We start from the raw sequence: 14,653 nt of genomic DNA on the forward strand, positions 1-14,653 counted from the left end.
CGGAGTGGTTATGGGCAATCACCATGACAGTATCGCCCTCGACTGGGTTCGGGGCGAAATACAGGACACGCTGACCCAGGGCCAGCATGCACTTGAAGCGTACGTCGATAATCGTGACGATACCGCGCGCCTGCGCTTCTGCCTGAACTACCTCCATCAGGTACACGGTACCCTGCAGATGGTGGAACTCTACGGTGCAGCCTTGCTGACCGAAGAGATGGAAAAGCTGACCCAGGCCATCCTGAACGAAACCGTCACCAATGTTGACGAAGCCGTTGATGTCCTCATGCAGGCCATCCTGCAGCTGCCCCAGTACCTCGAACACCTCGGCAGCAGTCGTGACGATTTTCCGATGGTGTTGCTGCCGCTACTGAACGATCTCCGGGCCGCCCGGGGCGAAGCCCTGCTGTCAGACACCTCACTGTTCAAGCCGGATCTCAGCCCATCCCGGATCCGGGTAAGCAGCAAAGTCTCCGAACGACTGCATGACCCCAAGGTTCTCGGCCATCTGCGCAAGCTGCGGCAGATGTACCAGTTTGCCCTTGCCGGCGTGGTCCGGGAGGCCGACCTGGCCGCCCATTTCGATTACATGCAAAAGGTCATCCAGCGCCTGATCCGCCTGTGCCAGAAAACACCCCGCGGTGAACTCTGGAAAGCCGCCAGCGCCTTTGTCGAGACCCTTCGGGCCAACGTGAACCCGGTCAATACCGCCGTTAAATCCCTGTTACGGGAACTGGACGCCGAGATTCGACGGCTGACCGACGAGCACGCCGATATTCTGCAGCAACCAGTACCGGAAGCCCTGTTCAAGCACCTGCTGTATTACGTGGCACGTGCCCGTGACCTGGACAGCCCGCAGGTCAATGCACTCCGGGACGCCTATCAGCTAACCAGCGCGTTACCGTCCGAAGACGACGTGGACGCTGCCCGCACCCGCGTGTCCGGCCCGGGCCGTGATGCCATCCATTCTGTTGTCAGCGCCCTGAACGAGGAGCTGGCCCGCCTGAAAGATCAGCTCGATCTGTTCGTGCGCGCCGAACTGCGTCAGAACACCGAGCTTGACGAGCTGCTGCCGGGCCTTCGCCAGGTTGCCAATACCCTGGCCGTTCTGGGCCTCGGCATCCCCCGCAAGGTGGTAACCGAGCAGGTTGAACTGGTCGAAAAACTGTGTGGCCAGGCCGAGCCCGCCGACGATGGCACCCTGATGGACATCGCCGGGGCACTGCTCTATGTCGAAGCCAGCCTAGCCGGCCTGGACAGTGACCGGCGGACTGACGTTGAGTCGGGCAGCCAGGATGGCGAACGCCCCAATATGGGCAGTCTCGAGCTGGGTGACGCCAGTGAAGCCCTGCTCCGGGAGTCGCGCAACACCCTCGAGCAGGTCAAGTCGGCCATCGTCAACTTCATTGCCTCGCAATGGGATACCCGGGAAATCGACCATGTTCCCGGCCTGTTGCACAGCATTCGCGGCGGGCTGAGCCTGGTACCGCTGGATCGCGTGGCAGACATGCTGGCCTCGGCTGAGCGTTACGTTTCCGATGTCTTGCTGAGTAACAAGCAGGTACCTGACTGGAAACAGCTGGACACCCTGGCCGATGCCGTCACCAGTATCGAATACTATCTGGAGCGCCTGGCGGAAGGCATCAGCGACAACGATTCCATTCTGAGAGTGGCTGAAGACAGTCTGGCCGGGCTTGGCTTCCCGGTAGGCCAGGAGCCAACCTGGAACCTCGACCAGCAGGCGTCCGAATCCACCTCCGTGCCGACTGTGGAAGTTCAGGAGCCGGGCGACACCCCGGATGCGGCCAAGGCATCGGATGACGAGCTGGTCGATGACGAAATTCTGGGCATTTTCGTGGAGGAGGCCGAAGAGGTTCTCCAGACCATCCATGAATTCTACCCCCGCCTGCGCCAGAGCCACGACGATCGCGAGGCACTGACCGAAGTGCGCCGCGCCTTCCATACGCTTAAAGGCAGTGGCCGTCTGGTAGGTGCCTCCAGTATCGGCGAACTGGCCTGGTCGGTTGAGAACCTGCTGAACCGGGTGATCGATCAGACCATCAAGCCCAGTGACGACCTGTTTGCACTGGTCGATGAAGTGAACAGCCGCATTCCATCACTGATTAACGAATTCAGGGATGGCCACAGCAGCGGTGACGTTGCCGAACTGATCGAACGGGCCGAAGCCCTGGCCACCACTCGCCGGGCCGATGCCGAGGACGCCCCTGCACCAGCAGAGCAGCCCGAGACCAGCTCTGTTCCCGAATCTGCGCAACCGAATGAGTCTCTGTCGGAAGAGATTGCACAGCCGGCCGCCACCGACGCCAGTGACAGTGATGACCTGATCGACGATGAGATTCTGGAAATCTTCATCGAAGAAGCCGGGGAAGTGCTCGACACCATCCGCGAATACCTGCCGATGCTGTTGCGCCAGCACGACGACCGCACCGCCCTGGCGGAAGTGCGCCGCGCCTACCACACCCTGAAGGGCAGTGGCCGGATGGTGGGTGCCGAGGTAATCGGCGAACTGGCCTGGTCTGTGGAAAACATGCTCAACCGGGTCATCGACGGCAGCATTTTCATGAACGACGACGTGGCACAACTGGTTCAGGACGTGACCGACGCCGTCCCTGCCCTGGTGTCTGATTTCGAGCAACGTCGCCCCGCCAGCGTCGATACCTCGGTCATGCAGGCCCGGGCAACCGCCCTGGCCAACGGCGAGATTCCGGACGCCACCTCCATGCCCCCGGCGGAAGCCGAGATAGGTGATGAAGGCCAGACAGCCCAGGATACCGGTCTGGAACACGCCGAACCGGAATTCGATGCGGGCGCCGGTGAGCCAGATCAGGACGTCGATCCCGTTCTTCTCGAGATTTTCGAGAACGAAACCGAAACCCACCTGCAAACCCTCAAGGATTATCTGGCCGCAGCCGGTGACAAGACCTCGGCCGCCTACACCGATGACCTTTCCCGGGCCCTCCACACCCTCAAGGGCAGCGCCCATACTGCCGGTATCGGCCCGATTGCCGAGGTTATTACGCCGCTTGAACGCTTTGTTAAAGAGTCCAGGGCCCAGAACAAGCGTGCGGACCGGGACGTTCTGGAACTGATCGAACAGGCCAGCCGCTACCTGACCGAAGGCCTGGCCCAACTCAGAAGCAACCCGCAAGGGTCGCTCGAGGGCACCGATGAATACCTGGCAAGACTGCAACAGATCAGCCAGCAAACCCTGCTTTCACATGCCATGTCTGACGACGAGCAGCAGTCTGAGCAGGCGCCGACGCAACTGGTTCAGCTGTTCCTCGGTGAAGGTCTGGACATTGTTCTGGACGCAGAATCGATCCTCGACGACTGGGCACAGCACCCGGAGCGCACCGACTCACTGGCCACCTTGCGTGAGGAACTGGAACAACTGACCCGGGGAGCCTCGGATGCCGGTCTGACAGATGTAGCCAACCTGGCCGCTGCCCTGACTCGCACCTACACCGCGGTCGCAGAAAATCAGCTGACACCGGGCGACGACTTCTTCGCCACCGTTCGCCCAGCCCAGGAACAACTGATCAACCTGATGGATCAAGTGGCTGCCGGTCTCGCCACCGAACCCAGCGACGGTTTGATCGAAGAGCTCGACGAACTGGCCAGCGCATCATCGCAAGCCAGTGAGGAACCGAGCGAGTTCGACCAGCAGTTCACCGAGGATCTGGAAGAAATCGACCTCAGCCTCGAACTGGAAGAACTGGACCAGGGTGCGCCCGAACCCGCCGAGAGCGAGCAGCCACCGCTGCCGGAACTGTCCTCGGATGACAGCGATATTGACGAGGAACTGGCGGAAATCTTCCTCGAGGAAGCCCGCGACCTGATCAACAGCACCGCCGATGCCCTGCAGAGCTGGAGCGAAGATACCGGCAACCTGGACATCCTGCGCCTGCTGCAGCGTGACCTGCATACCCTTAAGGGCGGTGCACGGCTTGCCGACATCCCCTCGGTGGGCGACCTGTCCCATGAACTTGAAAACCTGTTCGAGGGACTGACCGAGCAGAAGTTTGCCGTCACCGACACCCTGTCTGATCTGCTGTTCCGCTGCCATGACCGTCTGGCAGGCATGGTAGAGGCCCTGGAAACCCAGGAGCCACCAAGGCCGGCACCGGATCTGATTGCCGAGATCCACGCCTACATCGATACCGCACGGGGCTCACGGCCGGTCACCGACGTCAGCCTCTCTGACACCGTAGACGTGTCCGAAGACCAGGAGCTGCCGCTGCCCGAGGCTGACGAGGCACCAGAAGAGACCACTGCGGAAGACGAATTACAGGCCACAGACCTTTCACACCTTGATCCTGAATTGGTAGGCATTTTCCTCGAGGAAGCCTATGACCTGATCAACTCCACCGGCAGCTCGTTACATGCCTGGAGCGAAGATCCATCGGATCGCGAGGTCGCAGCTGTCCTGCAGCGGGAAGTACACACCCTCAAGGGTGGCGCCCGCATGGCCGGTGTCGACGCCATCGGCGACCTGACTCACGTGCTGGAAGATCTTTTCGAGAAAGTGGCGGAAGGCCAGCTCGACGCCAGCGGCGAAATGACTGACCTGCTGTTTGCCTGCCACGACCGTCTGGCTCAGATGGTTGAACAGGTCGCCACCCAGAAGCCCTGCCCGCCGGCCGATGAATTGGTTCAGCAGGTGGAAGCGATTCTGCGGGGCGAGACCCCGGCGCCAGTGCAAACCTTGCCTGCCGCAGAGGTGGAGGAGGCGGAAGAGCCAGGCGCCGAGGATCAGAGCCCGGAGACCATCGCCGAGCCCGGCACTGATGTCCATGAAGAACCTACCGGGACTCTGGCAGCTGCCTCCGATGACGACCTGATTGGCATCTTCCTGGACGAAGGCCTGGAGATCCATGAAGCCATCACCGAATGCCTCGACCAGTGGCGTGAAGAACCGGACGAACTGGCCGGCATCACCCGATTGCAGCAGGAACTGCATACCCTTAAGGGTGGCGCCCGCCTGTCCGATGTCGACCCGATTGCCGACCTTGCCGAGGCCTGGTCGGACGCGCTGGATACTCTGGTCTCCGGCGGTAACGATCAGCAAGGTCTGCTGACGCTCAGCGACCGGGCCCTGGCTAGCCTCAAGTCCATGCTGGATACCATTGAAGCAGGCCAGAAACCTAAGTCTGACAGCGACCTGATTGCCGACTTCCAGGCCACCGGCCAGGTGTCCGACGACCTGGCGGAGGCCCCGGAGGCATCCGCCGAGGCCGACTCGGATGTGGTCGATCCAGAAGTGCTGGAGATCTTCCTGGAGGAAGCCGGCGAGATCATGGACCAGCTCGAGCAGCTGCTGGATGACTGGCGCAAAGAGCCAGCCAACCATCATTTCAACCAGGAGGCCCAACGGGCCCTGCACACCCTCAAGGGTGGCGCACGGTTGTCGCAACTTAGCGAACTGGGTGACAAAGCCCACGCTTTTGAAACCCGCTTGATTGATTTGGGTGGAAACGCTCCGGACGACAGCCAGTGGCAGGCGATTACCGAAGACCACGACGCTATTATTGGTTTGGTGTCGGCTATCCGCACTCGCTTTGAGTCGGGTGCACCGGTTATTGCACCGTCACAGGCGCAGCCTGATGCAACGCAGCCTGAGCCGACATCTGAGCGGCCAGCCGAGGTACCGGCCCCGCAACCACAAACGCCGGCCAAACCGGCCCAGGAGCAGCCCAAGCCAGAAAAAGCACCGGCCAAGATCCGCAACAAGGCGGCTGAAGCCCAGCGAGCGGCCCAGGAAACCATACGGGTTTCTGCGCCATTGCTGGACGAACTGGTTAACCTGGCCGGTGAGACCAGTATTACCCGGGGCCGCCTGGAGCAGCAAACCAGCGATTTCAGCCACACCCTGGACGAAATGGCCGCCACTATCGAACGTTTGCGAGAACAGCTGCGCCGGATGGATATCGAGACAGAGGCCCAGATTCTGTTCCGGGCGGAACAGGAACACGGCCCAGACTACGGCGACGACTTCGATCCGCTCGAGATGGACCGTTACTCATCCATCCAACAGCTGTCCCGGGCACTGTCCGAGTCATCCTCTGACCTTGCCGACCTGAGGGAAACCCTGGCCGACCGGGTACGGGATACCGAAACTCTGCTGGTACAGCAGTCCCGGATCAACACGGAACTCCAGGAGGGTCTGATGAAGACCCGGATGATTCCGTTCGCCTCGATGGTGCCACGCCTGCGCCGTATCGTGCGCCAGATCAGCGGCGAGCTGGGCAAGAAAGTGGACTTTGACGTTCGTAACGCCGAAGGCGAAATGGACCGCAATATTCTGGAGCGCATGATCGCGCCCCTGGAGCATATGCTGCGTAACGCCCTGGACCACGGCATCGAGACCCCGGAAGAGCGCAAGAAAGCCGGCAAGCCTGCCACCGGTGAAGTGACGTTGTCACTGACCCGGGAAGGCGGCGATGTGGTTCTTAGGATGATCGATGACGGCAAGGGCATCCCGGCCGATGTGATCCGCGATAAAGCCGTTCGGCAGGGATTGATGCGGGCAGATGAAGACCTGTCAGAGCGGGAAATCCTGCAGTTTATCCTGCAGCCCGGCTTCTCCACCGCCCAACAAGTTACCCAGATCTCTGGCCGTGGTGTGGGTATGGATGTGGTCGGCAGCGAGATCAAGCAACTGGGCGGCAGCCTGGATATTGACTCGGCCCTGGGCCGCGGCACCACCTTTACCGTGCGCCTGCCGTTTACCGTGTCGGTGAACCGCGCCCTGATGGTGGCTACCGGCGAAGACTTCTATGCCATCCCGCTCAACACCATTGAAGGTATCGTGCGGGTCAGCACCTACGAGCTGGAAGAGTATTACAAGCCGGATGCCCCCATGTACGAATACGCCGGCCAGCAATACCGCCTGCAGTATCTGGGCAGCCTGCTGAACAGTGACCATCATCCGAAACTGCAGGGTCAGGCATTGCCATTACCGGTAATTCTGGTGCGAGGTGCCGAACAGCCCATGGCCTTGCAGGTGGACCACCTGATGGGCAGCCGGGAAATCGTTGTTAAATCCCTGGGCCCGCAGTTCAGTACGGTGCGCGGTGTGTCCGGTGCCACCATTCTGGGTGACGGTAACGTGGTGGTGATTCTTGACCTGCCAGCGATGATTCGTTCCGACATTCTGTCCGAACGGCAACGCCTGGCGAACCTCGAAAAAGCCCGGGAAACCAGCCGCTACGAAGAGAAAATCACCACCGTTATGGTGGTGGACGACTCGGTAACCGTGCGCAAGGTTACCTCTCGATTGCTGGAACGAAACGGCATGGAAGTCATCACCGCGAAGGACGGCCTGGATGCGGTGGCCCAGCTTCAGGATCATCGCCCGGACATCATTCTGCTGGACATCGAAATGCCCCGGATGGACGGTTTCGAGGTGGCCAGTTTCGTGCGCCACGACGACAACCTGAAGGAAACACCGATCTGCATGATCACCTCCCGAACCGGAGAGAAACACCGCGAACGGGCACTGTCGATCGGGGTCAACGAGTATCTGGGCAAACCGTTCCAGGAAGCCGAGCTGCTTGACACCATCAAGCGGTTGACCGGGAATCAGTGATGGCCGGCCAATCTGGCCGGCCCGGGGTCGGGATTGTTTCCGATGTGGTCCTGCAACGCCACCGGTTGCAGGCCGCCACCGGTAAATTCGGCCTGGAAGTGTCATTTTCCGGCGATCCGTCCCGACTGATGGACTATCCGGAATTCCCGGATGCATGCCTGTGGCTGGTCACCCTGGAAGACGAGGCTGACCATCCAGCGCTGTTTGATCATTTGCTGGAAAATACCGACGCCCCGGTACTTTTCGGGGTTGATCAGGCGCCCAAACCCGGCAGTACAGACTATTTCCGTTGGGAACGACGGCTTGTGGACAAGCTGGAGCAGCAGCTTGGCCACCTGGAGGCCCTGGACACCGCCAGCGATCTGGAAGAATTGGTGGAGACCACACCGGCGCTTCATTCGGCACCGGAACTGCCTCGCTGGATTGCCCCGGCAGCGCCAGGCTCATTGGCAGAGGACGTCTGGGTGCTGGGCGCTTCCCTGGGCGGACCCGCTGCCGTCAAAACGTTTCTGGACAATCTGCCACCGGGATTGCCGGTGGGCTTTGTGTACGCGCAGCATATTGATGGCAACTTCACCGAGGTACTGACCCGGGTTCTTGGCCGACATGCCCACTACCAGCTCAAACGAGCGGAAGAAGGCTACCGGGTACGAAACGGTGATGTGGTGCTGATGCCGGTTGAGCGGGAATGGACGTTCGACACCCAGGGCCAACTGACAGAACGCAACACTCCCTGGCCTGGCCCCTATGGCCCGTCCATCGACCAGGTCTTGCTTAACGTTGCCGATTACTACGGCAAGCGTTGCCATGCCATCCTGTTTTCCGGCATGGGCAATGATGGCGCCATCGCAGCGCCCATGCTCAAAGCCTACGGCAGCCGCATCTGGGTGCAGGAAAGCAAGAGTTGCGGCAACAGTTCGATGCCGGATTCGGTCGCCGCTACCGGCTGCAGCAGCTTCTGCGGCACACCGGAGCAACTGGCGAAGGAACTGGTGAAAACCATTGAGAACAACTGTCTGCTCAAAAGCCGGCAGAAACGGGATTCCGCCTGAGGTAACACGTCATGAAAGAGAACAGCCAATCCCTCTCCTGTGTCATGATTCCGGTCAGTGACCGGCAACTATTGCTACCCAACGTGTCGATCGCGGAAGTGGTGGATTTTAACAGCACCGACGCCGGCGCCAGTACCCCGGAATGGCTGGTAGGCTTTCTGGACTGGCGTGGCCTTACCCTGCCGGTCATATCCTATGACGCGGCCAACGGCGGGATCCTGACCGTACCCGGAGACAACCGGGGCAGAATCATTGTGCTCAACACCATCGGTGATGGCCATCAGCAGGCCCCGTTCATGGCGTTGGTCACCCAGGGCATTCCCAGCCAGGCCCGACTGGTGGAAGAGCAGATCCGGAAACTGGACGGCGAAGCCGGACCGGCCGACCTCATGCAGGTGGAAGTCGACGGCGAAGCCGCCTGGATTCCCAACCTCGAGTACCTGGAGTCACTGGCGCTAACCGCCAGACACTGATGACCACCTGGTCACAGCCGTAGCAGTACAGCCTGCAAATGTTATAATGTTGCAAACTTTGCAGGATCCAGACTATGCCCGAACGCGCGCTTCCTTATCGCCCGCACAACCACGAGGCCTGTGTCAGCCAGGCCCTGGCGGATGCCCGGGCCATTTGCCGACAACAGAATGCCCGCCTCACCCCCATCCGTGAACGGGTTCTGGAATTGATCTGGCAATCTCACAAGCCCCTCGGGGCCTACGACATTCTCGCCATGCTGGGCACCGAGGGCCATAACGCCGCCCCACCCACCGTCTACCGGGCCCTGGATTTCCTGTTGCAATACGGTCTGGTGCACCGGATTGCCTCCCTGAACGCATTTACCGGCTGCACCCATGCCGGTGAACACCACCGGGGCACTTTCCTGATCTGCCGAGAATGCGGAAACGTACTTGAGCTGGACGCACCGGACGTCACTCGCGCGGTAGAAGCCGCAGCGGCTGACGTAGCCTTCCGGCCCGAAGAAATCACCATGGAAGTAGCCGGTCGTTGCCCCCGGTGCCAGGGAGAACCCGGCCATGCCTGATGCCCTGGTGCGCCTGCATCAGCTGACCGTACAGTTCGACGACCGCCCGGTGGTGGACCGTGTTGAGATGGCGGTTCGCAGGGGCGACATCATCACCATTATCGGTCCCAATGGTGCCGGGAAGACCACCCTGATCAAAGCTGTTCTGGGTATCCAGAAGCCCAGCTCTGGCAAGGTCTCGCTGGCCAACAGCCTGGTCATTGGCTATGTGCCCCAGCACCTGTCACTGGAAGCGACCCTGCCCCTGAGCGTACGCCGGTTCATGCTGTTGAGCGGCCGCTCCGGCGCAGAATGCGAAGCCGCGCTGGAGCGCACCGGTGTCCGGCACCTGCTGGATGCCTCGGTGCATCACCTGTCAGGCGGCGAAAAACAGCGTTTGTTGCTGGCTCGGGCACTGGCACGGCGACCGGACCTTCTGGTGCTGGACGAACCCGCCCAGGGTGTGGATATCAACGGCCAGGCGGCCCTGTATGACCTGATCCGCCAACTCCGTGATGAGCTGAATTGCGGTGTGATCATGATTTCCCACGACTTGCACCTGGTCATGGCCGCCACCGACAAGGTCATATGCCTGAACCAGCACGTGTGTTGCAGCGGTTACCCGGCCGACATTTCTCACGACCCCGCGTTCATCGAGACCTTTGGCCACCAGGTGGCAGAATCTCTCGCAGTCTATCATCACAATCACAACCACCGTCATAACCTGCACGGTGACATTGTGACCAGCACAGACGTTCAGGGAGCCTGTGACCATGAGCATCATTGATTCTGTGCTCGGGGATTTTTTCTGGCGGGCACTGCTGGGTGGACTGGGTGTTGCACTGGTGGCTGGCCCCCTGGGCTGCTTCGTGGTCTGGCGGCGAATGGCGTATTTTGGCGACACCCTTGCCCATTCCGCGTTACTCGGCATCGCCCTGAGTTTCCTGATCAGTGTTCCACTGAACCTGGGCGTGATCATTACCTGCGTCACCATTGCTGTCGCTCTGGTCTTGCTCTCGCGCACCCGGGCCTTGGCCACCGACACCTTGCTGGGCATTCTCGCCCACAGTGCACTGGCCATCGGTCTGGTTACCCTGAGTTTCATGCCGGATGTGCGGGTTGACCTGACTGGCCTTCTGTTCGGTGACCTGCTGGCCATGAGCCGCCAGGACCTGTTGTGGATTTACGGCGGCGCGGCTTTCGTGTTGACCCTGCTGGCAATACTCTGGCGCGGATTGCTGATGAGCACCATTCATGAAGAGTTGGCCCGGGTGGAGGGAATACCCGTGGAGCGTTTGCGGTTGGCGCTGATGCTGATGTTCTCCCTTGTGATTGCCGTGGCGATGAAGATTGTCGGGGTCCTGCTGATTACCGCCCTGTTAATCATTCCTGCGGCCACCGCCAGACGCTTGGCCAGAAATCCGGAACACATGATGGCACTGGCGGTGGTGTTCGGCTTTATCGCCGTGACCGGCGGCCTGACGCTGTCCTGGCACCTCGATTCTCCAGCCGGGCCGTCGGTGGTGGTGACAGCCTTCCTGGCTTTTTTGCTGGTGTACGGTACCGCCCGGAGCGCCAGCCGATAAACGCTTCTGTCTTTCGAAAGCACCGGAGCTGGTCTAGAGTAATCTGGACACACTTTCGGTAACAGCTCCAGAGGCCTTCAGCATGGACAGCGACCTCTCTGACATCCCTGATCCAGGCCCACGCCGGCCAGGCCTCTGGCCCGGGCTCTGGGGCCCGGCCGTTATTCTGGTCTGCGGCGTTCTTCTGAGCCTCCTGACGGCCCGCCTTGCCTCAGACATGGCTCATCAGCTCGCCCACCAGCATTATCAGGCTCTGCACCAATCCCTGGTCAGCCAGGTTGTCATCCATCTTGCCCGGCTATCGCAGGAAGACGAACAGCTTCAAGAGCTCCGGGATACCCTGGCAATCGGACTTCATGACGGCATCAGTCTCAGAATCGATACTCTGGAGCGCCACACCAAAAAACCACTGATACAGCTGGGCAGCGCCCGACATCCGTCGGGTAATGACGCCCTGAGAACCGAATTGCAGACCAACGGCCGGCACTGGATGGTGACCACCTTGCCGGATACCCGGTTGCTGGCGTCGCCGGCCCGGCGTGTGGGGTGGCTCGTTGGCGCCAGTGGCGGGCTGATTAGCGCCGTGGCAACGCTGCTCGCCCTCGCCCTCTGCCGGCAGGCTGCCCGGAAAGACGACAACGGCCATCGGTTGGCCAGGCTGAACAGGATCGCTGACCAACGGATCACCAACTTGCAGGTCGAGAAGAACGTGCTGCGCCAGGCACTGAATGACAGCGAATCCCGCAGTCGGGACCTGGTCGCGCTGTCGGGAGCCATTGTCAGCGAACTGGATGAACAGGGGCAGATAGGATTCGTATCGGCACAGGTAGCGGATGTGCTGGGACTGGCGCCGTCAGACCTTGTCAACCGGCCGTTCAGCGAACTGGTCGCCGAGCCCGACCGTGAACGCTTCGACCAGTGCCTGGCCGCAGCCCGGCAAGAGGCCACCCTGGCCAGGGTAGATGTGAATCTGTTGCACCGCAGCGCCGAGCGGACGGTCCCGGCGGTGGTGCGGGTGATGGTATTGAAGGACCCGATCCACGGAGTCACAGGCTTCAGACTGAGCGCACTCAAGATTGCCAATGGCTACAATGGCTGAACCTGATCCAGCAGGCGCCCGCTCTCCACAAGTTCGAGGAACTCGTCCCCCAGCCGGTCACTCTCGGCAATGGATGCGCGCCAGGATCGTTCACGGCCTGAGTCGTCGCCAAGGTACTTCTCGAAGTCTTTCCGGTCTGGCAGTTTGCGGTCCGGCAGGCTGTCCAGATACGCCCGGGACGGGGAGACCAGCAGCACATCCTGTAATCGGGTGGCATCGCCCCGGCGCCACGGCAAGGTCTTGTCAAACCAACCCGGCACTACCTTATCGGTAAAGTGCGGGTACAGGATGATGCCCGGTTGCTCGTAGGGCAGATCCAGGTGGTAGTCCAGCAGCCCGCCATCCCGGTAGACGCCATCCGGGGCTCCGGGAATATTCCGAACACCGGACATAACCAGCGGAATCGAAGCGGAGGCCAGTAGCGCAGGCAGCAGATTGTCCGCAGACAGCGCCACTTCATGGCTGGGAAAATCCACCAGTTTGGACACCGGCGTCCTGATGCGGGCATCGTGCACGATACCCCGCTCCATGAATCGGCCAAGGTGGCGACGACTGACCATATTGGCGCTGATTGCACTCATCAGGCCCAGACCCAGGCGGCCCCTGGCGTCGTGTTCCAGCAAGCCCAGGCTGCGCACAACCACCACATTCAAACGGTACCAGGGGTGATTGAGGATATACTCCTCCCGCCCACCCAAAAGTTCTTCCAGAAACAGAACACTCTTGCGGGACACCTCGGCGGCACTTACCCCCTTGGCAAAACGCTGGCTGGTATAGAGTTCAGCCAGCCTGGCCAGTTGGCCTTTCGGATCGTTGGATGAGGCAATCGCCGCGAACCGCCAGCTGCCGATGGACGAGCCGATCAGCACCCGCTCTTGCGGTGCCCGGGGCAACCAGTCACCGAAGATGGCCTTGTCCAGGCCGCTGATTCCCAGGGCTTTCGGGCCACCGGCGGCGCCGGGTATCACGTGGACGTCCGCCGGTGTTAACGGCTTGTCCCTCAGGCGCTGAAGGGCCCGTCGCCCAGCCCGGATGGTCAGCGCCGGTGTTCGGATCTGGATTGCGGTCATCACGTGTTCCTGCTTACGGTTCTGGTCAAAGTCCCGGGAGTTTATCGAAACCTGCAGTGGCCAGCCAATAACTCCGTGCTAGACTTGAGCCATCAGTGTTTCAGGGAAGTATGCCAGCCATGAGCTGCAGGAGTAGGCTGTGAACCTTTTTGCCTCGCCGGATACCATGGCGACCAATCCAACCCTTGCAGTATTGGGTTTCAAACGTCAGCTGGTGTACCACCTGCATATCTGGGCCTTTATCGCCGTGGCACCTCTGGTGATGGTGCAATGGCAACACGGTAACTTTCTGCTGTCTGCCCTTTTGATTCTGTTCTGTGTCAACGCAGCCCTGGTAATCCTGTTCCTGCGGTTGCGCAGTGTCTATTTCCTGAAAGGGCGCCTGTTTCCGATTCTGGCCGTGGTCTGCGCGGCCTACTCGACATCCATTAACGGTCACGCCGGTCTTTACTGGGCCTATCCAGCGGCTATCGCACTGTTTTTCCTGTTACCGCTGAAAGAAGCCATTGTCTGCAACATCATTTTTGTCAGCGTCATGGCCGTGGTGTCATTCCTTCAGTTTCCCGAAGCCGATTTCTGGCGGATCACCTTCTCCCTGGGGCTGAGTTGCCTGTTTGCCATGATCTTCGCCTGGCTGGTGGGCCGGCTCCAACAGGAGCTGACCCGGCTGGCCACGACTGACCCGCTCACCGGCTGCCTGAACCGGTCTCAGCTGGCCGACATTCTGAACAGCCAGATTCAGCTGCGGGAGCGCTATGAGAGGGTGTCCAGCCTGGTGCTGATTGATCTGGATTATTTCAAGACCATCAATGACCGCTGGGGGCACCTGGCCGGCGACCGGGTGCTTAAGGAAATGACCATCCGGCTGCGGAAGCGACTGCGGGAAAGTGATCAGCTGTTCCGTATTGGCGGCGAAGAGTTCATGGTGGTGTTGCCGGAAACCCGCCAGAAAGATGCCGACACCCTCGCCCATCAGTTACTGACCAGCATCAGTGCCAGGCCGTTCCTGGATGACATAAAGCTGACCGCCAGTGCCAGCGTGGCGGAAGTGTGCCGCGGCGAGACCTGGTCAGTTTGGCTGAACCGTGCAGATCAGGCGCTGTACGACGCCAAGGCAAAGGGCCGCAATCAGGTGGTCAATGCGGCTCGGCCATCCAATGAACCAGCGCACACCGCGGGGCCATCAACTCCGGCCAGTGATACCAGCGCGGCGATTTGA

Annotated in this window: 9 protein-coding genes; 8 read left to right on the forward strand and 1 reads right to left on the reverse strand. The window is 60.7% G+C overall.

What is annotated here, in order from left to right:
* The first annotated feature begins 10 nt into the window (after positions 1–10).
* The 7 genes from QUE75_RS18855 (at position 11) to QUE75_RS18885 (ending at position 12,364) form a co-directional block, all read left to right on the forward strand.
* Positions 11–7,609 carry an Hpt domain-containing protein gene (locus QUE75_RS18855; RefSeq protein WP_286252488.1) on the forward strand — a complete coding sequence of 2,533 codons (7,599 nt, stop codon included), beginning with the start codon at positions 11–13 and terminating at the stop codon, positions 7,607–7,609.
* Positions 7,609–8,661 (forward strand): chemotaxis protein CheB, encoded by a 1,053-nt coding sequence (locus QUE75_RS18860; RefSeq protein ID WP_058090785.1) that lies wholly within the window; start codon positions 7,609–7,611, stop codon positions 8,659–8,661. The genes QUE75_RS18855 and QUE75_RS18860 overlap by 1 nt, the downstream gene beginning before the upstream one ends.
* An 11-nt stretch (positions 8,662–8,672) precedes the next feature.
* The gene (locus tag QUE75_RS18865; protein ID WP_058090786.1) at positions 8,673–9,134 is read left to right on the forward strand and encodes a chemotaxis protein CheW; all 462 of its coding nucleotides are present in this window, start codon (positions 8,673–8,675) and stop codon (positions 9,132–9,134) included.
* 74 nt (positions 9,135–9,208) lie between these two features.
* Positions 9,209–9,700: a Fur family transcriptional regulator gene (locus tag QUE75_RS18870; RefSeq protein WP_058090787.1), complete on the forward strand. Its 492-nt coding sequence runs from the start codon at positions 9,209–9,211 to the stop codon at positions 9,698–9,700.
* A complete protein-coding gene (znuC, locus tag QUE75_RS18875; protein ID WP_058090788.1) occupies positions 9,693–10,466 on the forward strand; it encodes a zinc ABC transporter ATP-binding protein ZnuC in 774 nt (257 codons plus the stop codon). The genes QUE75_RS18870 and znuC overlap by 8 nt, the downstream gene beginning before the upstream one ends.
* The gene (znuB, locus tag QUE75_RS18880) at positions 10,453–11,265 is read left to right on the forward strand and encodes a zinc ABC transporter permease subunit ZnuB (RefSeq protein WP_286252494.1); all 813 of its coding nucleotides are present in this window, start codon (positions 10,453–10,455) and stop codon (positions 11,263–11,265) included. Before znuC ends, znuB begins: the two co-directional genes overlap by 14 nt.
* An 82-nt stretch (positions 11,266–11,347) precedes the next feature.
* Positions 11,348–12,364, forward strand: a complete 1,017-nt coding sequence (locus QUE75_RS18885) for a PAS domain-containing protein (protein ID WP_286252495.1) — start codon at positions 11,348–11,350, stop codon at positions 12,362–12,364.
* Here QUE75_RS18885 and QUE75_RS18890 read toward each other — a convergent pair.
* Positions 12,352–13,434, reverse strand: coding sequence for a patatin-like phospholipase family protein (locus QUE75_RS18890; protein WP_286252497.1), 1,083 nt, complete (start codon positions 13,432–13,434; stop codon positions 12,352–12,354). The genes QUE75_RS18885 and QUE75_RS18890 overlap by 13 nt on opposite strands.
* A 139-nt stretch (positions 13,435–13,573) precedes the next feature.
* On the opposite strand from QUE75_RS18890, the gene QUE75_RS18895 reads away from it, so the two are divergent.
* A complete protein-coding gene (locus QUE75_RS18895; RefSeq protein WP_227513146.1) occupies positions 13,574–14,653 on the forward strand; it encodes a GGDEF domain-containing protein in 1,080 nt (359 codons plus the stop codon).

It is taken from the genome of Marinobacter shengliensis, from assembly GCF_030297115.1.
Lineage (GTDB): Bacteria > Pseudomonadota > Gammaproteobacteria > Pseudomonadales > Oleiphilaceae > Marinobacter > Marinobacter shengliensis.